At 70.8% G+C, this 24744-nt stretch carries 27 protein-coding genes and 1 pseudogene; 23 read left to right on the top strand and 5 right to left on the bottom strand.

Annotated elements, in window-relative coordinates:
• Positions 1-2: 2 nt before the first annotated feature.
• Together A33M_RS13655 and A33M_RS13650 are read right to left on the bottom strand one after the other, a co-directional pair.
• Positions 3-1598, bottom strand: coding sequence for a Y-family DNA polymerase (locus tag A33M_RS13655; protein WP_202801893.1), 1596 nt, complete (start codon positions 1596-1598; stop codon positions 3-5).
• The gene (locus tag A33M_RS13650) at positions 1495-2322 is read right to left on the bottom strand and encodes an ImuA family protein (RefSeq protein ID WP_008388068.1); all 828 of its coding nucleotides are present in this window, start codon (positions 2320-2322) and stop codon (positions 1495-1497) included. Before A33M_RS13650 ends, A33M_RS13655 begins: the two co-directional genes overlap by 104 nt.
• A 704-nt stretch (positions 2323-3026) precedes the next feature.
• On the opposite strand from A33M_RS13650, the gene A33M_RS24660 reads away from it, so the two are divergent.
• From A33M_RS24660 to A33M_RS13560, 19 genes are read left to right on the top strand one after another with little or no spacing between them, the layout of a single operon-like run.
• Complete coding sequence (locus tag A33M_RS24660; protein ID WP_008388067.1) at positions 3027-3185, top strand: hypothetical protein; 159 nt, start codon at positions 3027-3029, stop codon at positions 3183-3185.
• Between the two features lie 39 nt (positions 3186-3224).
• Positions 3225-4979, top strand: a complete 1755-nt coding sequence (locus A33M_RS13645; protein ID WP_008388065.1) for a methyl-accepting chemotaxis protein — start codon at positions 3225-3227, stop codon at positions 4977-4979.
• Between the two features lie 29 nt (positions 4980-5008).
• The gene (locus tag A33M_RS13640) at positions 5009-6574 is read left to right on the top strand and encodes a chemotaxis protein CheW (RefSeq protein ID WP_008388062.1); all 1566 of its coding nucleotides are present in this window, start codon (positions 5009-5011) and stop codon (positions 6572-6574) included.
• A 58-nt stretch (positions 6575-6632) separates the two neighbouring features.
• Entirely contained in the window at positions 6633-7751 is a 1119-nt protein-coding gene (gene cheB, locus A33M_RS13635; RefSeq protein ID WP_008388060.1) for a chemotaxis-specific protein-glutamate methyltransferase CheB, read from the top strand.
• Complete coding sequence (locus A33M_RS13630) at positions 7739-8365, top strand: HEAT repeat domain-containing protein (protein WP_202801892.1); 627 nt, start codon at positions 7739-7741, stop codon at positions 8363-8365. Before cheB ends, A33M_RS13630 begins: the two co-directional genes overlap by 13 nt.
• Positions 8362-9234: a CheR family methyltransferase gene (locus A33M_RS13625; RefSeq protein ID WP_008388056.1), complete on the top strand. Its 873-nt coding sequence runs from the start codon at positions 8362-8364 to the stop codon at positions 9232-9234. The genes A33M_RS13630 and A33M_RS13625 overlap by 4 nt, the downstream gene beginning before the upstream one ends.
• Before the next feature lie 7 nt (positions 9235-9241).
• Positions 9242-9619 (top strand): response regulator, encoded by a 378-nt coding sequence (locus A33M_RS13620; RefSeq protein WP_040620600.1) that lies wholly within the window; start codon positions 9242-9244, stop codon positions 9617-9619.
• The gene (locus A33M_RS13615) at positions 9616-12264 is read left to right on the top strand and encodes a chemotaxis protein CheA (protein ID WP_008388052.1); all 2649 of its coding nucleotides are present in this window, start codon (positions 9616-9618) and stop codon (positions 12262-12264) included. Before A33M_RS13620 ends, A33M_RS13615 begins: the two co-directional genes overlap by 4 nt.
• Positions 12264-12515, top strand: a complete 252-nt coding sequence (locus A33M_RS13610; RefSeq protein WP_008388049.1) for a hypothetical protein — start codon at positions 12264-12266, stop codon at positions 12513-12515. The genes A33M_RS13615 and A33M_RS13610 overlap by 1 nt, the downstream gene beginning before the upstream one ends.
• Entirely contained in the window at positions 12512-13324 is an 813-nt protein-coding gene (locus A33M_RS13605) for a ParA family protein (protein ID WP_008388047.1), read from the top strand. The genes A33M_RS13610 and A33M_RS13605 overlap by 4 nt, the downstream gene beginning before the upstream one ends.
• 1 nt (position 13325) lies before the next feature.
• Positions 13326-13700, top strand: coding sequence for a response regulator (locus A33M_RS13600; RefSeq protein ID WP_008388046.1), 375 nt, complete (start codon positions 13326-13328; stop codon positions 13698-13700).
• 36 nt (positions 13701-13736) lie between these two features.
• Positions 13737-15029 (top strand): methyl-accepting chemotaxis protein, encoded by a 1293-nt coding sequence (locus A33M_RS13595; RefSeq protein WP_008388044.1) that lies wholly within the window; start codon positions 13737-13739, stop codon positions 15027-15029.
• Between the two features lie 60 nt (positions 15030-15089).
• A complete protein-coding gene (locus A33M_RS13590) occupies positions 15090-15491 on the top strand; it encodes a response regulator (protein ID WP_008388043.1) in 402 nt (133 codons plus the stop codon).
• Positions 15488-16354, top strand: a complete 867-nt coding sequence (locus A33M_RS13585) for an STAS domain-containing protein (RefSeq protein ID WP_008388041.1) — start codon at positions 15488-15490, stop codon at positions 16352-16354. Before A33M_RS13590 ends, A33M_RS13585 begins: the two co-directional genes overlap by 4 nt.
• Positions 16354-16752 carry an STAS domain-containing protein gene (locus tag A33M_RS13580; protein WP_008388039.1) on the top strand — a complete coding sequence of 133 codons (399 nt, stop codon included), beginning with the start codon at positions 16354-16356 and terminating at the stop codon, positions 16750-16752. Before A33M_RS13585 ends, A33M_RS13580 begins: the two co-directional genes overlap by 1 nt.
• 6 nt (positions 16753-16758) lie before the next feature.
• Complete coding sequence (locus tag A33M_RS13575) at positions 16759-17163, top strand: anti-sigma regulatory factor (RefSeq protein ID WP_040620597.1); 405 nt, start codon at positions 16759-16761, stop codon at positions 17161-17163.
• A gap of 8 nt (positions 17164-17171) precedes the next feature.
• Positions 17172-17582, top strand: a complete 411-nt coding sequence (locus tag A33M_RS13570; protein WP_008388035.1) for an anti-sigma regulatory factor — start codon at positions 17172-17174, stop codon at positions 17580-17582.
• On the top strand, positions 17579-18163 hold the full coding sequence (locus A33M_RS13565) for a SpoIIE family protein phosphatase (RefSeq protein ID WP_008388033.1): 585 nt from the start codon (positions 17579-17581) through the stop codon (positions 18161-18163). Before A33M_RS13570 ends, A33M_RS13565 begins: the two co-directional genes overlap by 4 nt.
• Positions 18160-19194 (top strand): sensor histidine kinase, encoded by a 1035-nt coding sequence (locus A33M_RS13560; RefSeq protein ID WP_008388031.1) that lies wholly within the window; start codon positions 18160-18162, stop codon positions 19192-19194. Before A33M_RS13565 ends, A33M_RS13560 begins: the two co-directional genes overlap by 4 nt.
• A 200-nt stretch (positions 19195-19394) precedes the next feature.
• On the opposite strand, the gene A33M_RS23510 is transcribed toward A33M_RS13560, so the two are convergent.
• Together A33M_RS23510 and A33M_RS13550 are read right to left on the bottom strand one after the other, a co-directional pair.
• Positions 19395-19517, bottom strand: a complete 123-nt coding sequence (locus A33M_RS23510) for a DUF3302 domain-containing protein (protein WP_008388029.1) — start codon at positions 19515-19517, stop codon at positions 19395-19397.
• A gap of 191 nt (positions 19518-19708) precedes the next feature.
• Entirely contained in the window at positions 19709-20002 is a 294-nt protein-coding gene (locus tag A33M_RS13550) for an arylsulfatase regulatory protein (protein WP_008388027.1), read from the bottom strand.
• A gap of 636 nt (positions 20003-20638) precedes the next feature.
• On the opposite strand from A33M_RS13550, the gene A33M_RS13545 reads away from it, so the two are divergent.
• Positions 20639-21610: a SphA family protein gene (locus A33M_RS13545; protein ID WP_008388024.1), complete on the top strand. Its 972-nt coding sequence runs from the start codon at positions 20639-20641 to the stop codon at positions 21608-21610.
• Positions 21611-21780: 170 nt separating this feature from the next.
• Here the strand turns inward: A33M_RS13545 and A33M_RS24655 are convergent, their stop codons facing one another.
• Positions 21781-22044, bottom strand: a complete 264-nt coding sequence (locus A33M_RS24655) for a hypothetical protein (RefSeq protein WP_008388022.1) — start codon at positions 22042-22044, stop codon at positions 21781-21783.
• Positions 22045-22139: 95 nt separating this feature from the next.
• Here A33M_RS24655 and A33M_RS25260 point away from each other — a divergent pair.
• The 3 genes and pseudogenes from A33M_RS25260 to A33M_RS13535 form a co-directional block, all read left to right on the top strand.
• A pseudogene (locus tag A33M_RS25260) lies at positions 22140-22514 on the top strand (DUF1254 domain-containing protein); the annotation flags it as partial.
• Positions 22515-22769: 255 nt separating this feature from the next.
• The gene (locus A33M_RS25255; RefSeq protein ID WP_337460008.1) at positions 22770-23339 is read left to right on the top strand and encodes a DUF1214 domain-containing protein; all 570 of its coding nucleotides are present in this window, start codon (positions 22770-22772) and stop codon (positions 23337-23339) included.
• A 233-nt stretch (positions 23340-23572) separates the two neighbouring features.
• Complete coding sequence (locus A33M_RS13535; protein ID WP_008388018.1) at positions 23573-23956, top strand: hypothetical protein; 384 nt, start codon at positions 23573-23575, stop codon at positions 23954-23956.
• The last annotated feature ends 788 nt before the right edge of the window (positions 23957-24744 follow it).

Raw genomic sequence — 24744 nt, 5'->3', positions numbered from 1 at the left:
CGTCACCCGAACAGTCCGTGCAGGAACCAGCGCGGGCGCGGCGTCTCGCGTCCGTAAAGGCCTTCGCGGAAGAGCCACAGGCGCACGCCGAGCCGGGTCTCGACCCGGAAGTAATCCCGCGTCGGAGGAGGGGCGTCGGCGGTGCACCACCACGGCAGAGCGAGACGCTCGGGGCCCTCGGCGGCCGCCACCTCGTGGAGCACGCGCCGCCAGCGGAAGCGCACCGGCGGTCCGTCCGGCACCTCGGCCACCGCCTCGACGGGCTCGGGCCGTTCCAGCAGCCGCAGCGGGCGCTCGGGACCGAGGCCGTCGACGAGAAATTCCGCCTCGGCCGCCGCCGGCAGGACGGGCCGGGGCCGTGCCTGCGCCGGCAGCGCGGCACAGCAAGACTCCGGCACATGGGTGTCCTGCGGCACCTGGCGGGTGACGCGGCGGGCGCCGAACCGGACGCCGAGCCGGTCGATCAGATGATCGAGCGCGACCGTGTCGGCGGCGTTCGCGTCGAGCCCGGTCTGCACCGGGCCGGCCGGCTCGGTCGCCAACGCCGACAGGCGGACGAGGTCGTAGCCGAAGCCCGGATCGCACGGCTCGCCGACCGCGAGACGATCGGCGAACAGGCGGGCGATGCGCTCGGGATCGCGCACCGGCGCGCCGGTGCCGACCGCGATGCGGAACACCCGGCCGTCGGTGCGGAACAGCGCCGCCTCGAGCTTTCGCGCGCCTTCGCCGCGGTTTTCCAGCACGCGGGCGAGGCGGCCGGCGAGCCGCTCGATCGTGCTCAGGACGTCGCGCTCCAGCATCACCGGCTCGGCGAGGCTTTGCTCCGTCATCAGGTCCGGCATCGGCCGGCGCGGCGTGATCGGCGTGTGGAGATGGCCGAGCGCCGCGTCGAGCCGGTCGAGGAGGCCGTCGAAGCGCGCCGCCACGCTCGCGCGCGGCAGGTCGATCACGTCGGCGACGTGGGTCAGGCCGACCGCGGCGAGCGCCGCCACCCGCTCGGGCGCGAGCCGCAGCGCGGCGAGCGGCAGACGCAGCAACGCCTCGCGCTGGCCGCCGGGGGGAACGACGAGGGGCGCCCCGCCGGCGCGGCCGTGACGCGCCACCGCGAAGGCGCAGCCCGGCGTGTCGGCGAGCGCGACCCGCGCCGACAGGCCGCGCGTCGCGGCGAGCCCGGCGACCCCACGGGCGAGCGCCGCCTCGCCGCCGAACAGATGGGCGCAGCCGGTGATGTCGAGCATCACGCCGTCGGGCGGATCGAGCGCCACCAGCGGGGTGAAGCGGTCACAGGCGTCGGCCACGGCGACGAGCAGCGCGTGGTCGGCGGCCGGATCGTGCGGCTCGACGGCGAGATCGGGATGGCGGGCGCGCGCATCGGCGATCGTCGCGCCGACCGCGAGGCCGAGCCCGGCGGCGACGTCGTTCACGGCGGCGATCCGCTGCGCCGACCTCACCAGGTGGGCGGTGACGAGCGCGGCCGGGGCCGATGCCGTGTCCTCATCCGGTGCGCCCGAGCGGCGCCGGCGGGCTTGCACGATGCGGTCGGTCGAGAGCCGTCGGAGCCAGAGCGAGAGAAGGCGCCGCGAGGAAGACGTGCTCATGGTGATTCCACGACAGGAGCCAGCAGCCGGTCGGGCCGCGGCGGTTGCGCACGAGAGAGACATGGACGGTCGGCCGGCCGAGGCCGCCGAACGGATCGCGGGGGCCCGGTGCCGCCGCGATCTCGAACCGGGTGACGGCCGGGCTCGCCGCCGCGCCGGCATGGTGGCGCAGCATGAGGCCGAGCCCGCCCGCGCGACCATGGCGCGCCGCGGCGAGCGACAGGCGGCGCAGGGTGGTGAGATCGAGCGCGCGGTCGTCGAAGAACTCGCCGACCACCGCGGCGAGCGCCCGGCACGGCAGCGCCTCCTCCATCGCCCAGGCGGCGTCCCGCTCGTGCGGCACCCGCAGATCGATCACCCGGGCGAGCGGCAGGCCGGCGAGGTCGAGGCCGGGGCCGTAGAGCCGGCCCGCCTCGCGGCCGGCGAGGTCGGGCTGGATCCACAGAACCTCGCCCCCGCCCGCCCGCATCGCCCGTGCCGCCAGCGCCAGTACGAACCCGGCCGCCGCCCCGAGATGCAGCGCCGTCGCCGGGGCGACCTCGTGGAGGGCGCCGAGCGCGAGGCCGCCGCCGAGGCTGCGGTCGAGCGCCGGGGCGCCGAGGGGCAGCGCCGCTTCGGCCGTTCCGAGCGGTCCCGTCCCGAGCGGTCGGTGCGCCTCGAGGGCGGCGACCCGCTGCCGGAGCGCACGCAAGACTTCGCCCGGAGCGGGCGGCGGCTCGGCCACGATCGTTCCTCTGGTGTGTTCTCTCTTTGTTCCTATGGATTCCGGAAAGGCCGGCGAGAGTCAATATGGCGTCCGAGCAGCCGGAAACATGGGCGACGGATCGGACCGGCGACACGGTGATACCCTTGTCTGCGATCCAAGCTGTCACCTGGCGACCCCGGCCTCGGGTCGGCTTCGGCTCGAGACATCCGAAAACAGGGCATCAGTCATGCGGATACGTCGGCCGCGAGCGCGATCGGCGCCACGGCGTGCAAGAAACGCGCGGTCCGCAGGCGTCGGACACCGTCGCGTAGGTCTATTCCCCGATAGGCCTAATACATATTATTACGACTCACCGACACGGCTTAAGCGGTTCTTTAATCGGCCGCGGCAGTACTGAGAGCCACCCTGAACGGGCCGCCGAGTGCCGCACGCGCATTCGGACGCGCGGCTCGTCGGGAACAAGTCGTTCACCATGCTCGTCGTCGTGCCCGATCTCCCCCTGGCCAGAACCCGATCTCGGGCCGAACGGCCGAAAACCTAGCCTCCCGGGGGGGCGGCCAGGCCCCCCGCATCGCCCGAGTTCGCCGCATCGCGTTCCACACCGAGCCGTGACGAGATCGTGGCGACGGACGCCCGAGGTGCGCGCGTCGTGCCGCGCCTCCGCTCCCTGCCCCGGAAGGGCCCGACATCGTCATCCAACGCGAAACCGAAGAGTGAAATCCATGGCTCTGGTGAAGAAAGCCGGCGTGACCGAGAAGCCGCCCGTCCGCGCGATGCAAGCCGACCTCGAAGCGGCGATGACGCGAGAGTCGCACGCCGTCGGCGGCTCGCGCCTCGCAACCGAGTCGCAGAAGCGCAAGGCGCGGACCTTCGCGCGCTAGCAGAAGGCGGCCGAGCGCGTCGCCTCGGCGGCGTCGCAGATGGCGACCGGTATTCAGGAGGCGGCGGCCGCCGCCGAGGAGCTGCGCAAGGCGTCCGAGCAGATCGCGGCGGGTGCCGAGGAGGCCGCCAACGCCGCCCAGCAGTCGCTCAAGGCGGTGAACAACGGCGCCGCCCTCATCGTCTCGGCCAAGACCAATGCCGAGGTGTCGGTCACCAAGACCGAAGCGCTGCAGGGGCTGGTCGCCGACGTCGCGGCGCAGGTCGGCAGCTCGATCACGGCGATCGGTCGCGCCTCCGAGCGGCAGGAGGCCTCGGTGAAGATGGTGGAGGAGCTGGAGCGCCAGGCCGCGACCATCGGCGAGGTCGTCAAGGCGGTCGCCCGCATCGCCGACCAGACCAATCTGCTCGCCCTCAACGCTGCCATCGAGGCCGCCCGCGCCGGCCAGCACGGCAAGGGATTCGCCGTGGTCGCCGACGAGGTGAGGACGCTCGCCGAGACCAGCGAGAAGTCGGCCCGCGACATCCAGGAGCTGATCTCCCAGATCCAGAAGGACGTGAAGGTGATCGCCGAGGGCATCAACACCTCGGCCGTGACCGCCCGCGAGGAGGTCGAGAAGGGCAAGAAGATCACCGAGACGCTCGAGCAGGTCCGCCTCGACATGCTCGAGGTGATGCAGGGCGGGCGTGAGATCGCCGCCGCGTCAGAGGAGTCGAACACCGCCGCCAAGGAGGCCCAGAAGGGCTCGGAGGCGATCGCGGCGGCCGCCGAGGAGCAGGGCTCGGCCTGCCAGGAGGCCGGCAAGACGGTGGACCAGCAGACCACCGCGCTCGCCCAGTGCGAGCAGGCCTCGCAGGAGATCGCCGAGCTCGCCGAGGAGCTGAAGAACTCGACCAATATCGGCAAGAGCGCCGAGGAGGTCGCCTCCGCCGCCGAGGAGCTGTCGAGCGCGGTCGAGGAGATCAACCGCGCCGCCGCCCAGATCATGACGGCGCTGGAGCAGATCGGCAAGGGCGCGCAGCAGCAGGCCGCCGCCACCCAGCAGTCGTCGGCCGCCATCAACCAGATCGAGAAGGGCGCCCTGGTGGCCCAGTCGCGGGCCCGGACGTCGCTCGAGAAGGGGCAGGCGATCAGCGAGGCGCTCACCGCCAACAAGATCGCGGTCGATGCGCTGATCGTCGGCGTCGGCAGGTCGGTCGAGGCCGGGCTCGCGAGCCGCGAGCAGATCGCCGCGCTCGAGCAGATCAGCCGCCGCATCGACAAGATCGTCGACGCGATCACCACCGTGTCGATCCAGACCAACATGCTGGCCGTCAACGGCTCGGTCGAGGCGGCGCGCGCCGGCGAGTTCGGCAAGGGATTCGCCGTGGTGTCGACCGACATCCGCAACCTCGCCCGCGACTCCGCGGAGAACGCCGATCGGATCAAGGACACCGTCAAGTCGATCCAGGATCAGATCGTCGACGTGCGCGACGATCTCGGCGAGATCGCCGAAGCGGCCGCAGTCGAGGTCGAGAAGAACAAGCGCATCTCGGCCAATCTCGACACCATTGCCGCCGACATGGGCACGGTGCTCGCGGGCAACAAGGAGATCCTCGGCGGCGCCGACGAGATCGTGCGCGTCGTCAAGGAGGTGCAGACCGGCGTCGAGCAGATCGCCGCGGCCGCCCAGCAGGCGAGCCGGGCCTCCGGCGAGGCGTCGAACGCCGCCCGCGAGCAGGCCAAGGGCGCCGAGGAGCTCGCCGCCGCCATCGAGGAGATCGCCTCGCTGGCCGACGAGCTGCAGGCCGCGTGAGCCGTACCGAACGGACAGGAGGACTCACGATGGCAGCTCAGGCTCGGCCGATTCCGGCGGAGCGCAGCGCAGCGGCGCCGCCTCCCGGCGCCGACTTCCGCGACGAAGCGCGTCAGTTCGTCATCTTCCATCTCCAGGAGGAGATGTTCGCGGTGGCGCTGTCGGAGGTGCAGGAGATCATCCGCATGCCGGAGATCGTCCGCGTGCCGCTCAGCCCGCCGGCGCTCGAAGGTCTCGCGAATTTGCGCGGGACCGTTCTTCCCGTCGTCAATCTGCGCGACACGTTCGGCTTCGCCCAGGTCCTGCACGACGACGCGACCCGCGTGGTGGTGCTCGACCAGGGCCATCCGATCGGCCTGGTGGTCGACCGCATGGCGAACGTGGTCACGGTCGACGCCGACCGCATCGAGCGGGCCGACACGATCCGCGCGACGGTCGACACCGATCTCCTGACCGGGATGATCAAGGGCCACGACGGCGACTCGATGGTGATGATCCTCGACGCCGGCCGGCTCGTGAGCCGCGAGTTCGAGGACATCGGCGGGCGCGCCGTGTCCGGCGGGAGCGAGGCCGCGCAGGTCCACCGCGACCGGGCCGAGGCGGTCGAGGCGACGGTCGACGAGGATCAGCTGGTCAGCTTCGAGGTCGCCGCGCAGGAGTACGCCTTCCCGATCGACCAGGTTCAGGAGATCGTTCAGCTCCCGGACCGCATCACCCACGTGCCCAACACCCGCAGCCACGTGCTCGGGGTGATCACGCTGCGCAACCGGCTGCTGCCGCTCGTCTCGCTGCGCGAAATGTTCGGGCTGCCGGCGGTCGAGCTCACCGAGGCCAACAAGGTCGTGGTGGTCTCGCTCGGCGACGGGGCGACCTCGGTCGGCGTGGTGATGGACAGCGTCAAGGAGGTTCTCCGCGTCGGCCGGGATCTGGTCGAGCCGGTGCCGGCGATGCTCGGCGGCGGCGCGCAGGGCGGCGGCGAGCTGAAGTCGATCTGCCGTCTGGAGGACGGCCGCCGGCTGGTGTCGATCCTCTCGGCCGAGCGGATGTTCAACGCGAGCGAGATGCGCGCCGTCGTCTCGGATGCAGGAGGAGCCGACATGGACGGCGACGGCCGGATCGACCGCGCGGGCGATCTCGACGACGAGGAGCAGTTCGTCGTCTTCCGCCTGATGGACGAGGAGTACGGCGTCTCGATCGAGGCGGTGCAGGAGATCGTGCGGGTGCCGGACGAGCTCACCCGCATTCCGAGGACGCCGGCCTTCATCGAGGGCGTCATCAATCTGCGCGGCGTCGTCCTTCCGGTGATCGACCAGCGGCGGCGCTTCGGCCTCGCCGCGGCCGAGCGCAACGACCGGCAACGCATCATGGTGTTCACCATCCACGGCGTGCAGACCGGGTTCATCGTCGACCAGGTCTCGGAGGTGATGCGGATCCCGGCCGCGGCGGTGCGGCCGGCGCCGGATCTCTCCGACGAGCAGAAGCGGATGATCCGCCGCGTCGCCAATCTGGAGCGGCAGAAGCGGATGATCCTGCTGCTCGACGTGACACAGCTGCTCGACCTCGACGAGGCCGGGCGGATGGGAACACGACACTGACGAGCGTCGGGCGCGGGCGGGACGTTCCCGCGCCCTTCCACCCGGAGCGAAGGCGATCATGGTCAAGGTGCTGGTGGTCGACGACTCCGCGCTGATGCGCAAGCATCTGACGGATCTGCTCGGCTCCGACGGTGGCTACGAGGTGCGAACGGCGCGCAACGGCGCCGAGGCCCTGGTCGCGATCGAGGAGTTCGATCCCGACGTCGTGACCCTCGACGTCAACATGCCCGAGATGGACGGGATCACCTGCCTGTCGCGGATCATGACGCAGCGGCCGAAGCCGGTGCTGATGGTCTCGTCGCTGACCGAGGAGGGGGCCGAGGCGACGCTGCAGGCGTTGAGCCTCGGCGCGGTCGACTTCGTCCACAAGCCGGGCGGCACCATCTCGCTGTCGATCGACCGCATCCGTCGCGAGCTTCTGTTCAAGGTGCGCGCCGCGGTCGGCGCCCGGGTCCGGCGGGCCGTCGGCCTGCGCGGCCGCCTGCGGGCCGAGCGCGACCGGATCGCCGGGCGGACCGGCACATCGAGCCGGCGCAGCCTCGCGACCGGCACGCGGGCCGGCTTCGGGCTCGTGCTGATCGGCGTCTCCACCGGCGGCCCGGGCACGCTGGAGGAGATCGTCCCACTGCTGCCCGCCGACTTCCCCTGGGCGGTGCTGATCGCCCAGCACATGCCCGCCACCTTCACCAGCGTGTTCGCGCGCCGGCTCGGCGAGATGAGCCGAGTGCCGGTGGTCGAGGTGTCGCGGCAGATGCCGATCGAGGCCGGCACGGTGTACGTCGCCAAGGGCGACGCCGACCTCGTGATCGGCAAGCGCGCCGCCGGGCCGATCGCCACGCCGGTGCCGAGCAGCGGCGACTTCGTCTGGCATCCGAGCGTCGCCCGGCTGGTGGCGAGCGCCGTCGAGGCGTTCCCGGCCGAGCGGCTGATCGGCGTCGAGCTGACCGGCATGGGCGACGACGGCGCCGAGCAGATGGCCGATCTCAACCAGCGCGGCGGCCGCACCATCGCGCAGGACGCCGAGACCTCGGTGGTGTTCGGCATGCCGAACGAGCTGATCCGCCGTGGCGGCGCCGATCTCGTCCTGCCGGCCGATCGGATCGCCGCGCAGCTGATCCACTGGGTGGAGCCGACGCCGGCCGCCCGAGCCGGGAGGGCACGCTCGTGGTGCTCGTGAGATCGTCTCGCTCCGCCGCCGAGCCCCCGCCGGTCGCCGTCGCCGAGGCCGACGACCTTCCGGCGCTCCTCGCCGGTCTCGACGCGCCGGACCCGGCGGTGCGGCGCCGCGCGGTGCGCGGCCTCGGCGCCCATCCGCAGGCGGTGCCGGAGCTGTGCGCACGGCTGCTCGTGGAGCCGGCGTTGAGCGTCCGCACGGTGCTGTTCACGTCGCTGATCAGGCTCAAGTCTCCGGCGGTGGTCGAGGCGCTGGTGCCGCTCCTGCGCGAGGAGGACGCCGGGCTTCGCAACGAGGCGACCGAGGCGCTTCAGGAGATGCCGGAGGAGGTCGCCCCCTACATCGAGAGCCTGCTGCGCGACCCCGACAGCGACGTGCGGATTCTCGCCATCCAGGTGCTGTCCGCGCTGCCGCATTCCGACGCGCCGCGCTGGCTCGTGCAGGTGGTCGAGGACGACCCGCACGTGAACGTCTGCGCCGCCGCGGTGGACTGCCTCGCCGAGGTCGGCGGCGACGAGGCGGTCGCGCCCCTTCTCGCGCTGAAGCGGCGCTTCGCCGATCGGCCGTTCGTTCGGTTCGCGGTCGACCTCGCGGTCCGGAGGATCGAGGGACGATGATCCAGGACGCGTGCCGCGCCGTCGATGCGTCTCCTCCGGTCTCTCCCGAGGAGTATGCGAAGCTGTGCGAGTTCTTCTATCGCCGCACCGGCATGATGTTCTCGGAGAAGAAGCGCTACTTCGTGGAGCGGCGGCTGCAGGAGCGGATCGTCAAGACCGGCTCGAGCGGATTTCGTGATTATTTCGCACTTCTCCGGTTCCAGGCGAGCGGCGAGGAGCTGCAGCAGCTCGTCAACCTGATGACGGTCAACGAGACCTACTTCTTCCGCGAGGACTATCAGTTCGACGCGCTCACCGGCAGCATGCTGCCCGAGCTCGCCAAGGCGCGCGCGCGGGGCAGCCGGATCCGCATCTGGTCGGTGCCGTGCTCGACCGGCGAGGAGCCGTACTCGATCGCGCTCCACGTGCTCGAGACGTGGGATCTGTGCGACGACTACGAGATCGAGATCCTCGCCTCCGACATCGATTCGCGCGTGCTCGCCGACGCCGCCGACGGCACCTATGGCGAGCGCTCGCTGCAGCGGGTGCCGATGGCGCTCCGCCAGCAGTATTTCGCCCGGCTCGCGGGCGATCGCTACCGGCTGCGCAGCGAGATCCGCGATTCGGTCGACTTCTCGACCATCAACGTCGTCGATCCGCTGCAGATGGCGCGGTTCCGCGGCATCGACGTGATCTTCTGCCGCAACCTGCTCATCTATTTCGACGACCTCGCACGCCGCGAGACCGTCGAGGCGCTCTACGAATGCCTCGCGCCGGGCGGCTTCATCTGTCTCGGACATTCCGAGAGCATGAACCGGATGAGCTCGCTGTTCCGGCCGCGAAAGTTCGGCGACACCATCGTGCACCAGAAGCCGGCGGAAGCCGAGTGAGGCGGGAATGACCGGGAAGAGCATATTGGTGGTGGACGACGGCATCACGATCCGCCTGTTCTATCGGGACGTGCTGGAGGCCGCCGGCTTCACGGTCGCGGAGGCCGCGAACGGCGTCGAGGGCTTGGAGCGCGCGCTGCTCGACCGCTTCGATCTGATGATCGTCGACGTCAACATGCCGAAGATGAACGGCTACGAGCTGGTGCGGCAGGTGCGCGACGATCCGGCGCTGCGGTCGATCCCGATCGTCACCATCTCGACCGAGGAGAAGGAGGAGGACGCGCTCCGGGCCTACCGGGCGGGCGCCAACCTCTACGTCGTCAAGCCGGTCCGGCCGGACGAGCTCGCCGCGACCGCCCGTCTGCTCACGGGGGGCGCGGCATGAGCAACGCGCTGCTGGCCCGCTTCATTCCCGAGGCGCGGGACCTTCTCCAGTCGTCCGCCTCCGGGCTGCTGAGGCTCGAGAAGAGCCCGGCCGACGCGACCGCCATCAACGAGGTGTTTCGCGCCGTCCACACGCTGAAGGGATCGTCGGGGCTGTTCGATGCGGTGGCGCTGACGCGCCTCGTGCACGCGGCCGAGGATTTGCTCGGCGAGGTGCGGTCGGCGCAGCGCGAGCTCGATTCCGATCTGGTCGACATGCTGCTCGACAGCCTCGACCAGGTGAGCGCCTGGATCGACCACCTCGAGCGCCACGAGCGGCTTCCCGACGATGCCGACCGGGTGTGCAAGGCGGCGGTCGGGCGGCTGCGGGACCGGCTCGCTCCCGCCGAAGCGCCGGCGTCGAGCGATCCGCCGGCCGAGGAGAAGCCGGCCGCCGAGATCGGCTGGATCGCGGACATGGCGGAGGCCGACCGCCTCGCGCTGTTTTCCGACGCTGCCCGCGGGCACCCGGTGCTCGCCGTGCACTACGTGCCGGCGGAGACCTGCTTCTACAACGGCGAGGATCCGTTCGGCCTGGTCCTGCAGGTGCCCGGCCTCGGCGCGCTCGACGTGGTGACCCGCGAGCCCTGGCCGCCGCTCGAGGAGCTCGATCCCTATCGTTGCAACCTCGCGTTCCGACTGCTCGCGAGCGGCGCGCGCGTCGAGGTCGAGCATCTGTTCCGCTACGTGTCCGACGAGGTGCGGATCGACCAGGTCGCGCCCGATGCGTTGATCCGTCTCGCCGGTGCGCCCGCACCGGGGCCGCTGCCGGTGGTCGAGGATTTCGCCGAGGAGGCGCGCGCGTGCCTTGAGCGGCGCGACTGGGCGGCGCTGCGCACCGCGACCGCCGCTCTGCTGGCGCTGACCAATCCGGAGCTGTCGACCGCCTCCGCTCTGCGCTGGCTCGATGCCGTGTCGGCCGCTCCGTTCCCCAATGCCGCCCATGCGGCGGCGCTGATCGAGGCGGTCGCGACCGGCGAGCCGCCGCGGCTCGGGTCGGCGGATGTCGAGCCGCCGCGTCCGGTGCTCGCCACGCTCCGGCCGCGGCCCGGGACGGTGCCCGCCGACGCCCGCGACGCGGCGTCCGGCGACGTCGAGGCGCTCGCCCGCCGAATCGTCGCGGCGCAGCGGTGCGTGCTCGCCGAGGCGCAGGCGCTCGATCGGGTCCGCGCGCATGTCGGCGCCGTGGCCACGGTCCTCGCGCGCCTGCTGCCGGGCCGCGCCGACGACGGGCTGTGCGCCCGGATCGCCGCGGCGGCGCGGGTGGCCGAAACCGACGGCGATGCCGGGCCGCTGCTCGATCTGCTCGGGACGCTCGACGACGCGACGGACGGCGGCACCGCGGCCGCGACGACGGTCGCGCCGGGCACGGCATCCGTCGTCCCCGCACCCGGCGCGGATGCATCGGCAGGCGAGGCGGCTCGCGACGAGCGGGGCGCCGCCCGCATGCTCAAGGTCGACCAGGCAAAAGTCGACCTCCTGATGAACCTGATCGGCGAGCTGGTCGTCTCCAAGAACAGCCTGCCGTTCCTCGCCCGCCGCGCCGAGCACATTCACGGCTCGCGCGAGATGGCGCGCGAAATCAAGGATCAGTACGCGGTGATCGATCGCCTCGCCCAGGAGATGCAGGGGGCGATCATGCAGGTCCGCATGCTGCCGGTGAGCGAGGTGTTCGACCGCTTCCCGCGTCTCGTCCGCGATCTCGCGCGAAAGCTCGAGAAACGGATCGACCTGGTCGTCGAGGGCGAGGACACGGCCGCCGACAAGACCATCATCGAGGCGCTCGGCGATCCGCTGCTGCACGTGGTGCGCAACGCGATCGACCACGGCATCGAGCCGCCGGCCGAGCGGCGCGCCGCCGGCAAGCCGGAGCAGGCGACGATCGTCCTGAAGGCCTCGCAGGAGGCGGACCACGTCGCCATCGAGGTGCGCGACGACGGGCGCGGCATCGACCCTGCGAAGGTGCGCGCGGCGGCGGTCGCCAAGGGCGTGGTCGACGCCGGTGCGGCCGAGGCGCTGTCCGACCAGGAGGCGATCCGGCTGATCTTCCGGCCCGGCTTCTCGACCGCCGCGAAGGTCTCCGATCTGTCCGGCCGCGGGGTCGGTCTCGACGTGGTGCTCACCACCGTCGAGAAGCTCGGCGGCCGCGTCGCGGTGACGTCGCGCTCCGGCGAGGGCACCACGGTGCGGATCGCGATGCCGCTCAGCATGGCGGTCACCCGGGTGATGGTCGTCGAGGTCGGCGGCGAGCCCTACGGCATTCCGATGGACATCATCGCCGAGACGGTCCGGGTGCCGCGCGAGCGGATCAAGACGATCAAGCAGGCGCCGGCCTTCGTGCTGCGCGACACCGTGGTGCCGCTCTTGCGGCTGGCGCGGACGCTCGGCTGCGGGACGGCCGCCGCCGACGTCGCTGCCGAGGCGGTGCTGGTGTGCCGGATCGGCGGCGCGCCGATCGGCCTCGTCGTCGACAATTTCCGCGAGGGCATGGACGTGATCCTGAAGCCGTTCGACGGCGTGCTCGCCGGCATGCGGGGGTTTTCCGGCACGGCGCTGCTCGGCGACGGGCACGTGCTGCTCGTGCTCGATCTGAAGGAGCTGTTGTGATGCCGCTGCGGTTCGACGGCCCGACGGTCCGTTTCGAGGGGCTCTGCATGGTCGAGGAGGCGCTCGGGCTGGTCGAGCACTGGCGCGAGACGCCGCCCGGCACGGTCGATCTCTCGACCTGCACCCACGTTCACACCGCGCTGCTGCAGGTGCTCGCGGCGGCGGCGCCGGCCGAGGTGATCCCCCCGTCCGATCCGACGCTCGCGCGCTTCGTCGCGCCGATCCTGGCGTCCCGGAGGCCTCTGCCATGAGCCTCGTCGTCTCCGTGTCCAACCGAAAGGGCGGCTCCGGCAAGACCACGACGGCGGTCAATCTGGCGGCCGAGTGGGCCGCCCGCGGCCTCCGCACGCTGGTGGTCGACCTCGACACCCAGGGGCACGCCGGCTACGGCTTCGGGGTCGTCGCCGGTCGGGGCGATCCGACCGTGCACGACCTGTTCGGCGCGCACGGCGGCGAGCTCGCCGCCGCGATCCGCCCGACCGCCTGGCAGAATCTGTTCGTCGCGCCGGCCGATCCGATGTTCGAGGGGGTTTCGGCCGGAGCCGACAAAACCCTGCTGGCGCGCCAGCTGCGGGCGTCGCCGATCGCCGAGGCGTTCGACCGCATCGTGCTCGACACGCCGCCGGCGGCGGATGCGATCCTGGTCAACGCGCTGGCCGCCGCCGACGCGGTGCTGGTGCCGATCGTCCCGCACACGCTCTCGGCCATCGGCGTCGAGCAGCTCTCGCGCCTCCTGTTCCGCGTCGCCACCGGGGTCGACCAGCGGCGCCGGCTGCTCGGCATCGTCCCGGTGATGACGAACGGCCGCATCAACCTGCACCGCACGGTGGTCGACGAGGTGACCACCCGGTTCGGCCGCGACCGCCTGATGAAGGCGATCCGCAGCGACATCCGCGTGGCCGAAGCGTTCGCATCGCGAAAGCCCGTGCGCGACTACGCCCCGCGCAGCCACGGCGCGCTCGACTATCACCTGCTCGTCGAGGATCTCGCGACCCTCTGGGACTGGCCGGCGACCGGGTGCGCCGACTGCGCGCCCGCCCAACGTCCAAGGATCTCCTGACATGGCCAAGACCATCATGATCGTCGACGACTCGCCCACCATGCTGATGAGCCTGGACGGCATGCTCAGCAAGGCGGGCTTCGCGGTGAACCAGGCGAAGAGCGGCGAGGAGGCCCTCGCCAGCCTCCGGGGCGGGGCCAGGCCGTCGATGGTGATCACCGACCTCAACATGGGAGCGATGGACGGAATCGAGCTGATCCGCAGCGTCCGCAAGCTGCCCGGATATCAGTTCGTGCCGATGCTGATGCTCTCCACCGAATCGCAGCAGGCGAAGCGGCACGAGGCGAAGGCGGCGGGCGCGACCGGCTGGATCGTCAAGCCGGTGGACCCCGCGGCGCTGCTCCAGGTCATCCGCCAGCTCGTTCCGGGTGCATGAATCGTGAGCGTCGCGGCTCTCCTCATCGGTTCCCGTGTGACCGTCCCGGCGGTGATCGTCCCGGCGATGGTGGCCTCGCTCGCGGTCGCCGCGGTGCGCGCCGCGTTCGGTGATGCGGTCGAGGAACTCGCCGTCTCGCTCGCGGTGACCCTGGCGGTGACGACCGGGGCGACGCTGGCTGCGGCATGGGCGGTGGCCCGGGCGAGCGACCGGCGCCGGCGCGGCGTGCCGGCCGACGCTCCGGACCCGACGGATCTGGCGGAGCTGCCCGAGCTGCCGGATCGGTCGGTGCCGGCGACCGCCGCCGCGACCACGGGGGGCGAGGCGTCGGCCGACCAGGACTGGCACGGCCGCCTGACCCGGCTGGTCGACGAGATCGCGGTCTATCGTCCGGTTCTCGAGGTGATCCGCCGCGAGGCGAGCGAGGTCAGCGAGGACACCGAGCAGGCCGCGACCTCGATCGTCTCGGGGCTGCAGACGGTCGACCGCGAGATCGGCGAGCTGCTCGGCTTCCTCGACCGGTCGAGCTCCAACGAGAAGGTGGTCGAGATCGTCGACCGCACCGAGCGCAGCCTCGCGGGCAGCCGCCGGCTCATTCACGACTTCCTCGGCCGGCGCAACGCCGACATCGAGGACAGCCGCAATCGCCTCGTCGCCATCGCGACGGTCACCGACGAGGTCGGAGCGGCGGTGCAGAACATCAGGACGATCGCCCGGCAGACCAACGTCCTCGCTCTCAACGCGACCATCGAGGCGGCGCGCGCCGGCGAGGCCGGCAAGGGGTTCGCGGTGGTCGCCCGGGAAGTGAAGGAGCTGTCGCACCAATCGGAGGCCACCGCGACCGAGATCGATCGCCGGCTCGACGACCTGCGGAAGGCGGTGGGGGCGAGCCTCTCGGTGCTGGTCGAGGACCGGATCGAGAGCGAGCGGGCCGCGCTCGGCACCATCGCGACGGCGATCTCGGAGCTGACCGAGAGCCTCGAGCGGCTGGTGACGCATCAGCGCGAGGTGCTCGCCAAGGTGGTCGATGAGAGCACCCGCCTCGCCGGCCCGATCATGACGCTGATCGGCTCGATCCAGTTCCAGGACTGCACGCGCCAGCGCCTCCAGCACGTGACGCGGCTGACCGAGGTGGTCGACGAGCACGTGAGCGACATGCGCCGCGTGCTGGACGGGCCGGACGGGTGGATCGACCCGGTCGACCTCACCGGCAGGCTCGACGAGCTGATGGCCGGCTACGTGATGGCGAGCCAGCGCAACACGCATCGCGAGGTCTTCGAGTCTCGCTCGCGGCAGGAGGACGTCGGTGCACGCATCGAGCTGTTCTGAAGGCGCGGACCGGCGGCGGAGCGGCTTCGCCGGCCGGTGCGCCGGATCGGAGGACGGGTGATGGCCGCGGTGCTGCTGGTCGACGACGTGATGATCGCCCGCTACACGCTGCGGCTCTTCCTCGAGCGAGGGGGGCACGCGGTCACCGAGTGCAGCGGCGGCGACGAGGCGCTGCCGGTGCTGACCGGCGGGCGGTTCGACGTGCTGGTCACGGACGTGTGGATGGCGGGCGGCGACGGGCTGCAGCTGATCCGCCGTGTCAAGGAGGCGGGAATGACGGTTCCGATCGTCGCCGTCACCGGCGGGGCTCCGCGCGCGCCGCAGGAATTCTCCGCCGACGAGGCCCAGAAGGCCGGAGCGGACCGCGTCCTGATGAAGCCTGTCGGGCTTGACGAGCTGCTGCGGGCGGTCGCCGAGCTGACCGCAACGCGGCAGGCCGGAATGCGAGGAGGATTGCGATGACAACATTGGCCGCAACGATTGCCGCCACGATCGCCGACCGCGAGGCCGAGATCCGCGAGGCGTGGTTCGAGCAGATCGAGGCGCTCGCCGGGCGGATGGAGCTGCCGCATCTGGCGCAGTCCCTGCGGGCGGAGGCGGCCGACTTCCTGGTCGCGTTCATCGGGGCGCTCCGCAGCGGCGAATCCGATCTCCAGGACGACGGCCTCGCGGTGGTCCTGCGCAAGGCCGCCGAGATCAGCGCGGCCCGCGCGCGCGACGGCTTCACCCCGTCCGAGACCGCCGCCTTCGTGATGAGCCTGAAGGACGCGCTGCTGCCCGTGGTGATCGCTGCGTACCGGACCGCACCGGCCGAGCTCGGCGAGGCGATCACCGGCGCGAACCGGATGGTCGATGCGCTCGCGGTCGAGACCTTCGCGAGCTACACCCGGACGCGCGAGGAGATCATCGAGCGGCAGAGCCGGTCGATCCTCGATCTCTCCACCCCGACGCTGAGGATCTGGAACGGCATCCTGCTGATGCCGCTGGTCGGCATCATCGACACCCAGCGCGCCCAGCAGGTGATGGAGGCGATGCTCACCGCGATCACCCGGGAGGAGGCGCGGGTCGCCATTCTCGACGTGACCGGGGTGCCGGTGATCGACACCCGCGTGTGCCTCCATTTGACCCGCACGGTCGCGGCGGCGCGGCTGCTCGGGGCGCGCGTGGTGGTCACCGGCATCAGCCCGGACGCCGCGCAAACCCTGGTCAAGCTCGATGTCGACCTGTCCGGCATGATCACCCGCGGGTCGCTGCGAGCCGGGCTCGCCGAGGCGCTGCGGCTGATCGGCAGTAGCGTCGGCGCCCTCGTGCGCGAGGCCTCGTGATGCGTGTCCCGATCCTTCGCCTCGGCCGCGTCCTGCTGACCTCGATTCTCGCCGATCTCACCGACGATCAGGCGATCCAGCTCCAAGGCGAGATCCTCGCGCTCGTCCGCGACGACCGGGCCGACGGCGCGGTGATCGACATTTCGGGCGTCGAGGTGGTGGACTCCTACATGGCGCGCCTGCTCAACGAGACCGCGCGGATGATCCGGGTGATGGGCGGCGAGGCGGTGCTGTGCGGGATGCAGCCGTTCGTCGCGCTGACGCTGGTCGAGATGGGGCGCGAGTGCCTCGAGATGCGCACGGCGCTCGATCTCGAGGCGGGGGTCGAGATGCTCAAGGCGACGATCGCCGACCGGGATGCCGGCCGCCCCGCCGCCCTCGTTCCTCCGAGCGCATGAGCCGCCATGTGTGACCGACAGGTCGAGAAGACCATAAGGTTGCAGGAAGACATCATCGGGGCGCGCCAGGCCGGACGCGATCTCGCGCGCGCCGCGGGATTCGGCACGGTCGACCAGACCCGGATCGCCACGGCGATCTCCGAGCTGGTCCGCAACGCGCTCCTGCACGCGGGAGGCGGCCTGTGCCGGATCGCGGTGGAGACCACCGAGGCGAGCGCCACGCTCCAGGTCACGGTCTCGGACGACGGGCCGGGCATTCCCGACATCGCGCTGGCGATGCAGCCGGGCCATTCGACGACGCGCGGGCTCGGGCTCGGCCTGTCGGCGGTCCGCAGCCTGATGGGCGGCCTGAGCATCGAGAGCCGTCCCGGCCGCACCACGGTCGTCACCAGCATGACGCGGCGCCGGTGACCTCCGCGGTGACCTCCCTCGCGCCCATCGATTGCGTCATCCGGGGCGAGCTCGACATCGCCGAGGCGCGTCGACGGGCGCGCGCCGCGGCCGAGACGCTGGGGTTCCCGACCGTCCGGGTGTACCGGCTGATGACCGCGGTCTCGGAGCTCGCCTACAACCTGCACATCCACGCCATCCGGGGCGGCGTCGTCCGCATCCGCTCGATCGAGCGCGGCGGCCGGATCGGGCTCGAGGTGGTGGCCGAGGACGACGGCCCCGGCATCGCCGACGTCGCGCTCGCCATGCGCGACGGATTCTCCACGGCGGGCGGCCTCGGCTCGGGCCTGCCCGGCACGAAGCGACTGATGGACGAGTTCGCGATCCGGTCGGAGCCGGGCCGCGGCACCTGCGTGACCACGGTGATCTGGGACAGATGATCGTCGGCGGAGCGACCCGAGCATTGCGCGGAGAGACCTGGTGCGGCGACGCCTGGGCGTGCCGCGACCTCGGCGCGGACGTGCTGGTGGGGCTGGTCGACGGCCTCGGCCACGGCCGCGACGCGGCGCTCGCCGCCGAGGCCGCGCTCGCCGTCCTCGCGCAGGCCGTGGAGCGGGCTCCCGAGCGGCTCCTGATGCGGATCGACGGCACGATCCGCACGACCCGCGGGGTTGCCGCCGCGGTCGCCGGCATCGATCCGGTCGGGCGGCAGCTCGCGGTGGCGAGCGTGGGGAACGTTCGGGTCGCGCTGTTCGGTGAGCGGCGCGTCCATGTCGACGCGATGCCCGGCATCGTCGGCGCCGGCATCCGTCTCCCGCGCCCGATCGTGCTCGACTGGGCCGACCGCGATCTCCTGGTGCTGTGGACCGACGGGGTCGACGCGCGGCTCGATCTCGATCGCGCCATGCTGCGGCTCAAGCACGAGCCGGAGGCGCTGGCGCGACGCCTGCTCGACGATTTCGCGACCGGCACCGACGACGCCGGCGTGGTCTGCGTCCTGCTCGAAGGGGCGCCGCCGTGAAGGACCTCCAGCAGCGTTACGTCGGGCTGATGCGGCGCCACGTGCGGTCGGCGGACGAGGCGGCGCTGGCGGCGATCGCCGGGATCGGCTGCGAGATGGTCGCCGCCGATCTGCCGATCGAGGAGATCGCCGGGTTCCAGGAGGAGGCCGTGCTGGCGGTCGCCGACACGGGGGAGGGCGGGCAGCTCGACGAGACCGCGGTGCGCCGCTCCTCCGCCTGCCTCGCCGAGCTGATGATCGCCTATGCGGTCGCCTATCGCGAGAAGAGCGCGCTCGTCGAGCGTGCGCGTGCGGCCCGCGAGCAGCACGACCGGCGGCTCACCGCGCTCGGCCAGCTGGTCGCGGGCGTCGCCCACGAGCTCAACAACGTTCTGCAGCCGATCCGCGGCATGGCCGAGCTCGGCCTCCTCGACGTGCCGGCGTCGGGCCCCCTGCACACCTATTTCGCGACCGTGTTCGACTGCGCCGGCCAGGCTGCCGCCATCGTGCGCGGGATCTTGAGCTATCTCCGGCAGGAGGCGCCCCGGCCCCGACCGATCGCGCTCGCGCCCGCGCTGGAGCGGAGCGTCGATTTCGCCCGCATGGGGCTGGTGCCCGGCTCGAGCCTCCGGCTGGACATCGCCGACCGTGGTGCAGTGGTGATCGGCGACGAGAGCGAGCTCACCCAGATCGTCGTCAATCTCGTCCAGAACGCCGCCAAGGCGGTGCAGGGCACCGGCGAGGTGGTGGTCCGCCTCGAGCGACCGCGGCAGCCGCGGATTCCGAGCGGAGCGGACGACTGGCCACGCGAGGTGGTGACGCTCGTCGTCGGCGACACCGGCCCCGGCATGCCGGCGGAGGTGGTGGCGCGGGCGTTCGACCCGTTCTTCACGACCCGCGCGCCGGGCGAGGGAACGGGCCTCGGGCTCGCCATCGTGCGCGGGATCGTCCGTGCATGGGGCGGCGAGGTGGCGATCGACAGCGCACCGAACCGCGGCACGCGGGTCGTCATCGAGCTGCCGATGGTCCGGGAGACCGGATCGCCGCGGTGACCCGGTCGCGCCGGATGCCGCTCCGCCGGCGCGCCCCCCCCGAAGACGTCTCCGGCACGGATCGGCGGCTGCCATCCTCGTATCCGACATAGCCGGGGGGCGGCGACCCGTTCCTCGAGGCTCTCGATCGTCCCCCTCTCGACTGGCGCTCCGGTGAGGACTCCCCGGCCGCGATCGGGCCGGTAGGCCCGCGCCCGGATTCACAGGAACGGCCACAGCCCGCCGAGCGTGACCAGGCTTACCCGGCTCGCGGCCCCGATCAGATCGCGATGCGGATGATCGCGGCGCTTCGCGATCTCGGACGGGATGCCCCAGACGGCCACCGCCGCAGATCGATCACGAGCGCGACGATCGTGATCGGCAGCGGGAGAGCGACGAGGTCCAGGATCACGACCGGCTCCCTCGGGTGTCGTGTCTCCATCCGAACGTTGCGGCGCGACCGCCACGGTGCGATCGAGCCGACATCGTCGGCGGTGACGTCACTGGAACGCGAAAACCCGCTTCCAGTCGTTCTTCATGTCGTGTTGGTCTGCAGGTCGTTCTCGATGCGCTGGCCGGGCTTGGCGTATTTTCGCTGCAACGCCACCACGTCGTGAAAGAAATCGAGTCCGCGAAGAGTCGGCTCGCCGCCTTGCCAGGAGAACACGACCTCCGGTCCGGTGACGCCCTCGATGTATTGCGCAATGAACCTCTCGAGGAGGTCGCGCTCCATGTCGGCTGCACCGGGGCCGCCGGGCAACGTCTCCTTGCTCAGATAGAAGCAGTAGGCGCAGTCGAGATTGCAGCGCGATCCGTTCGGTTTCGCCATGACGTGAAAGCGGCGCTCGCCACGCGTCGCGAAGGTCGGCGGTGCATCGCATTTGTCGATCGGACGAGCGATGCGGACCGAGGCGAGCCTGACGATGGCACTGGCAGCGAAGGCATCATCGTAGCATTCCTGACGAAACGATCTCCCCGAATCCGCCGCATCGATTCGCTGGTCGCAGGTTTGTGATCACGAGCTGCGGTCGAACACGGCCGGGGCCGCGGTCATGTGATCAGAACGGCCCGAGACTCCTCGGCCGCCCCGGCTAGACCGTGCGTATCGGGCGAGCTGCAGGACGGCGTGGCGCAGGGGCGACACCGGAACTGATTCCCTTGCGCGGGCGCGTCACCGCGTGGTCACGATCGATGCCGTGCCGTATGCTCGGCTCAGGCGCGAAACCAGCGTGGCTGCTGCCGTGCGCTCCTCGTGCGCCCAACAAGCATCGTGACCGAAGTCGGCACGGGCGACCTTGCGAGGCGGCCCATCGCCTCCGCATGCGAACGGGGGGACGACATGATCAGAACGAATTTACGGGACCCGGGGCGCACCGGCCCGGCCGTTGCAAGCATCGCCGCGGCCGGTATCGTCGCGGCCACGTTGGTGGTCGGTGGGGAGCCGGCATCGGCCGACGAAGGCGGCGTGAGCTTCTGGCTGCCGGGCCTTTTCGGCAGCCTCGCCGCGGCGCCGCAGCAGCCCGGCTTCTCCCTCACCTCGGTGTATTATCACTCGAGCGTGTCGGAGCACGAGACGGTCGCCCGCGCCCGCGAGATCAACCGCGGCCGGCTGTCGGCATCGGTGTCGACGAACGTTCGGGCGAGGTTCGCTGCCGATGCCGACCTCGCGCTGGTGATCCCGTCCTACACGTTCGCGAGCCCGGTGCTCGGCGGGCAGGCGACCATCGGCCTGACGACCATCACGGGCCGCAGCAACGCGTCGGTGGACGCGCTGCTGAACGCCTCGATCCTGACCGGCCCGTTCGCGATCGCGGGCTCGCGGTTCTACAGCGTCGGCGACGAGGTGACCGGCTTCGGCGACCTCTACCCGCAGCTCACGATGCGCTGGAACGCCGGCGTGAACAATTTCATGGCCTACTTGACGGGCAACATCCCGGTCGGCGCCTACGACCCGAGCCGGCTCGCCAATCTCGGCCTCGGCCATGGTGCGATCGACGGCGGCGTCGGCTACACCTATTTCGACCCGACGACCGGCAACGAGTTCTCGGTCGTCGGCGGCCTCACCTACAATTTCGAGAACCCGGACACGGATTATCGGAGCGGGGTCGACCTCCACATCGACTGGGGGGTGTCGAAGTTTCTGACCAAGCAGCTGCAGATCGGGGCCGTCGGGTATCTCTACGACCAGCTGACGTGCGACGGCGGGCCGGGCGACCGGGTCGGCTGCTTCGAATCGCGCGTGGCGAGCGTCGGCGCACAGGTCGGGTACATCGTCCCGATGGGCGAGATCCAGGGCTACGTCAATCTGAAGGCCTACAGGGAGTTCGAGGCCGAGAACCGGGCCGAGGGCTGGAACGTCTGGCTGACGCTGGTTCTCTCGCCAGCCGCCGCGCCGCCGCCCGCCGTGACGCCGACCAGGCGGATGGCGCTGAAGTAGCGGCGAATGTCGGAATCGAAAGGCCACCAGCAGTCACAGAGCCTTCGTGAAGCTTCGCATTCGACGTTCGAGAACGAATATGCGGTCGGGTGGGACTCGAATGTCGAATTCGCTCCACTAGCCGAAATCGGCTGCGATCGAACTCGGGCGCCCGATCGGATCGCCCGGCGTCACGCCGCGAGTGCGGTCGTCGGCAGTCTGTCGACGTTGTGAATTCCCTCGAACGTCCGTGCGCTGGTACTCGATCCGGCGAATTCGAAAGCGATGGCGCGTGTCCGGAGGAAGGTGATGCTCACCAAACGCGATCTGCTGAGAACGGCGGCTGCCGGGGTGATTTCGGCGCCGATGGCGGCAACGAGGTCGGCGCGGGCCGGCTGGATCTCGAGCCGGCCCGGCTTCTTCAAGGCCAAGGACATTGCCGAGGCCGGCTTCATCTACGGTCTACCGATGGTGATGGCCTACGGCATCATGTACGACTACGCGGTCGACACGTCGTCGAAGCTCTACCGCGCCCCCCTTCAACGTCCTCTCCAACGAGGCCCGTGTCTTCACGTGGCAGGACACGGCCGTGGTGACGCCCAACAGCGACACGCCGTACTCGTTCGTGTGGATGGATTTGCGCGCGGAGCCGATGGTGATCTCGGTTCCGGCCGTCGAGGCGAAGCGCTACTACTCGCTCCAGCTCGTCGATTTCAACACCTACAATTTCGGCTATGTGGGCAGCCGCACGACCGGCAATGTCGCGGGGAGCTATCTGGTGGCAGGTCCCCACTGGACCGGCCCGACCCCGGCCGGAATCAGGCGGGTCTTCCGGTCGACCACGGACATCGCGCTCGGCCTGTTCCGCACCCAGCTGTTCGACCCGGCCGATATCGACAATGTCGAGAAGGTCCAGGCCGGCTACGAGGCGCAGCCGCTGTCGTCGTTCTCGAACCAGCCGGCGCCGCCGGCGGCCCCGGCGCTCGCCTTCCCGAAGTTCGAGAAGGACCTGGTGCGCAGCGAGTTCTTCGCGTATCTCGACTTCGCTCTCTCGCTCGCTCCGGCCCTGCCCGAGGACCGCTGGATCCGCGGCGAACTCGCGAAGATCGGCGTCGGCCCCGGCAAGACCTTCGAGTTCGGCGCCCTGTCGCTCGAGGACGAGGCCGAGATCCTGCTCGGCATGAAGGAAGGCCAGCGCAAGGTCGAGGCCGCAGTCGCGAGCTTCGGCCGCGACGTCAACGGCTGGCGGGTCGGCTCGCCGTTCGGCGACGCCGCCTTCTTCCACGGCGACTGGCTGATGCGTGCCGCCGCGGCGCAGGCCGGCATCCTCGGTAACGACGGCGTCGAGGCGATGTATCCGATGGCCAAGGTCGACGCCGACGGCCAGCCGCTCGACTGCTCGAAAGCGAGCTACACGCTGACCTTCCCGAAGGGCCGGCTGCCTCCCGTCGAGGCCTTCTGGTCCGTCACGATGTACGACGGCAAGACGCAGCTGCTCGTCGAGAATCCGATCGGCCGCTATCTGATCAACTCGCCGATGCTGCCGACGCTGAAGACCGGCGCCGACGGGTCGCTGACGATCTACATCCAGAGCAAGTCGCCCGGACCGGACCGGGAGAGCAACTGGCTGCCGGCGCCCGATGGGCCGATCTACGTCGTGATGCGGCTGTACTGGCCGAAGACGACGCCACCCTCGATCCTGCCCCCCGGCGAGGGGACATGGCAGCCGCCGGGGATCAGGAAGACGTGAGAGGCCGCTCGCCGAAGGCAGCACGCGCCGCGGCCGTCATTCCGCGACGACGCGCTCGGGCACCGCCTGATAGGGCTGCGCATGGTATACCCCGACTCCGTGAGAATTCGGTTTTCGTTTTGGGCCGCCTGTGATTCTCTTGGTGGAGGGCAGGCGAGATCTCGGATCCCGGATGTCGGGGCCACTTTCTGGGGATGATGCGTCGGCAGACGAACCGCGCCGTTCATCGGCGCATGAGCGTGCTGCTGTTGTCGGACGACGGCCGGGCGGTCGGTCGGATCTGCGAAGCGTCGTTCATCGACGAGGGCACGGTGCGGGAGCATCGCGTTCTGTACGAGAGGCATGGTCGGGCCGGGGTGGAGCGGCTGGCCTATCAGGGTGGCAGCGGTCCGTTGCGGCGTGATCAGATCGTCACCCTCGAAGCGTTCGTCGACGAGACGGCACCGCCGACGGCTTGCGAGGTGTGCGCCTTCGTGGCGGGCCGGTTCGGCGTCCATTACGGGCCGAATGCCCTGTCGAAGCTGCTGAAGCCGCTGGCTTCGTATTCAAGAAGCCGAAAAGCGTCCCGGCCAAGGCCGACGCGGCGGTGCAGCGGCGTTTCGTGGAGGACATTCTGAAGCCGCTGATGGACGCGACAGGGCCTGCGGCGCCGCTCTATTTCGTCGACGCGACGCATCCCTCCTACACGGGGCGCCCGGCGCACGGCTGGATCCGGCGGGGCCGCACCGTCGAGCCGAAGTCCAACCATGGCCGCGGCCGGTCGACATCAATGGCGCGCTCCTCTGGCCGGACCGCACCCTGGTCCATCGCCAGGAGAAGCTGATCGCCAGCGCCGCCATGATCCGCTCTACGACGACCTGCAGACGAGGCCCTTCTTGGGCAGGATGGTGAAGGGGGTGGAGGGGCGCAGCGCGCCTCGGCCGTTCGCCCCTGGAACGAGACCAGGGTCAATCGCGTCATAACGGCTCGTCCGCATCTCGTCCGGGGCTGGGATGCCCCGCAGATGCTGCTTGATATACTGGATTCGGGTGATCAGTTCCGAGTGACGGGTTTCGGCTACCGGTGGAAGTGGGTATGTGCTGCGATGAGGTTGGGATCGTGTCCGAGAACGCGACAGCGTCGATCGATGACGGCGTCGAGGTCGTCGATCGTCTTGAAGTGACGATTGGCGATGGGGTCGTCGACCAGCGACCAGAGGTGTTCAGCCGGCTGTAATTTCGGACTGTAGAGCCTGCCCTCGCGAAGGCGGGGGGTGGCAAGTAAACGAGGCGGAGGCCGTCGCGGACGGCGAGGCCGGGGCTGGTGTGCCATCCTGCCCCCTCGAGGACCAAGACGACGATGCGGGCCGACCCGGCGCCGACGGTGCGGGCGAAGTTCGCCAGCATTTGTTCGAAGAACGGCTTGT

This window comes from Rhodovulum sp. PH10 (assembly GCF_000293785.1).
Classification (GTDB): Bacteria; Pseudomonadota; Alphaproteobacteria; order Rhizobiales; family Xanthobacteraceae; genus Rhodoplanes.
Note: the sequence above shows the minus strand (reverse complement) of the source record. Positions and strands in the feature narration are given on the sequence as shown.

Bases quoted from the DNA above. Each gene is read 5' to 3' on its own strand.
- A33M_RS13590 (WP_008388043.1), top strand. From the start codon at position 15,090: ATGGCCGCGGTGCTGCTGGTCGACGACGTGATGATCGCCCGCTACACG.
- A33M_RS13535 (WP_008388018.1), top strand. From the start codon at position 23,573: ATGAGCGTGCTGCTGTTGTCGGACGACGGCCGGGCGGTCGGTCGGATC.
- A33M_RS13585 (WP_008388041.1), top strand. From the start codon at position 15,488: ATGACAACATTGGCCGCAACGATTGCCGCCACGATCGCCGACCGCGAG.
- A33M_RS13600 (WP_008388046.1), top strand. From the start codon at position 13,326: ATGGCCAAGACCATCATGATCGTCGACGACTCGCCCACCATGCTGATG.
- A33M_RS13615 (WP_008388052.1), top strand. From the start codon at position 9,616: ATGAGCAACGCGCTGCTGGCCCGCTTCATTCCCGAGGCGCGGGACCTT.
- A33M_RS13610 (WP_008388049.1), top strand. From the start codon at position 12,264: ATGCCGCTGCGGTTCGACGGCCCGACGGTCCGTTTCGAGGGGCTCTGC.
- A33M_RS13605 (WP_008388047.1), top strand. From the start codon at position 12,512: ATGAGCCTCGTCGTCTCCGTGTCCAACCGAAAGGGCGGCTCCGGCAAG.
- cheB (WP_008388060.1), top strand. From the start codon at position 6,633: ATGGTCAAGGTGCTGGTGGTCGACGACTCCGCGCTGATGCGCAAGCAT.
- A33M_RS13620 (WP_040620600.1), top strand. From the start codon at position 9,242: ATGACCGGGAAGAGCATATTGGTGGTGGACGACGGCATCACGATCCGC.
- A33M_RS13580 (WP_008388039.1), top strand. From the start codon at position 16,354: ATGCGTGTCCCGATCCTTCGCCTCGGCCGCGTCCTGCTGACCTCGATT.
- A33M_RS13550 (WP_008388027.1), bottom strand. From the start codon at position 20,002: ATGGCGAAACCGAACGGATCGCGCTGCAATCTCGACTGCGCCTACTGC.
- A33M_RS13645 (WP_008388065.1), top strand. From the start codon at position 3,225: ATGGCGACCGGTATTCAGGAGGCGGCGGCCGCCGCCGAGGAGCTGCGC.
- A33M_RS13625 (WP_008388056.1), top strand. From the start codon at position 8,362: ATGATCCAGGACGCGTGCCGCGCCGTCGATGCGTCTCCTCCGGTCTCT.
- A33M_RS24655 (WP_008388022.1), bottom strand. From the start codon at position 22,044: ATGAAGCCGGCCTCGGCAATGTCCTTGGCCTTGAAGAAGCCGGGCCGG.
- A33M_RS13565 (WP_008388033.1), top strand. From the start codon at position 17,579: ATGATCGTCGGCGGAGCGACCCGAGCATTGCGCGGAGAGACCTGGTGC.
- A33M_RS25255 (WP_337460008.1), top strand. From the start codon at position 22,770: ATGAAGGAAGGCCAGCGCAAGGTCGAGGCCGCAGTCGCGAGCTTCGGC.
- A33M_RS13655 (WP_202801893.1), bottom strand. From the start codon at position 1,598: ATGAGCACGTCTTCCTCGCGGCGCCTTCTCTCGCTCTGGCTCCGACGG.
- A33M_RS13640 (WP_008388062.1), top strand. From the start codon at position 5,009: ATGGCAGCTCAGGCTCGGCCGATTCCGGCGGAGCGCAGCGCAGCGGCG.
- A33M_RS24660 (WP_008388067.1), top strand. From the start codon at position 3,027: ATGGCTCTGGTGAAGAAAGCCGGCGTGACCGAGAAGCCGCCCGTCCGC.
- A33M_RS13575 (WP_040620597.1), top strand. From the start codon at position 16,759: ATGTGTGACCGACAGGTCGAGAAGACCATAAGGTTGCAGGAAGACATC.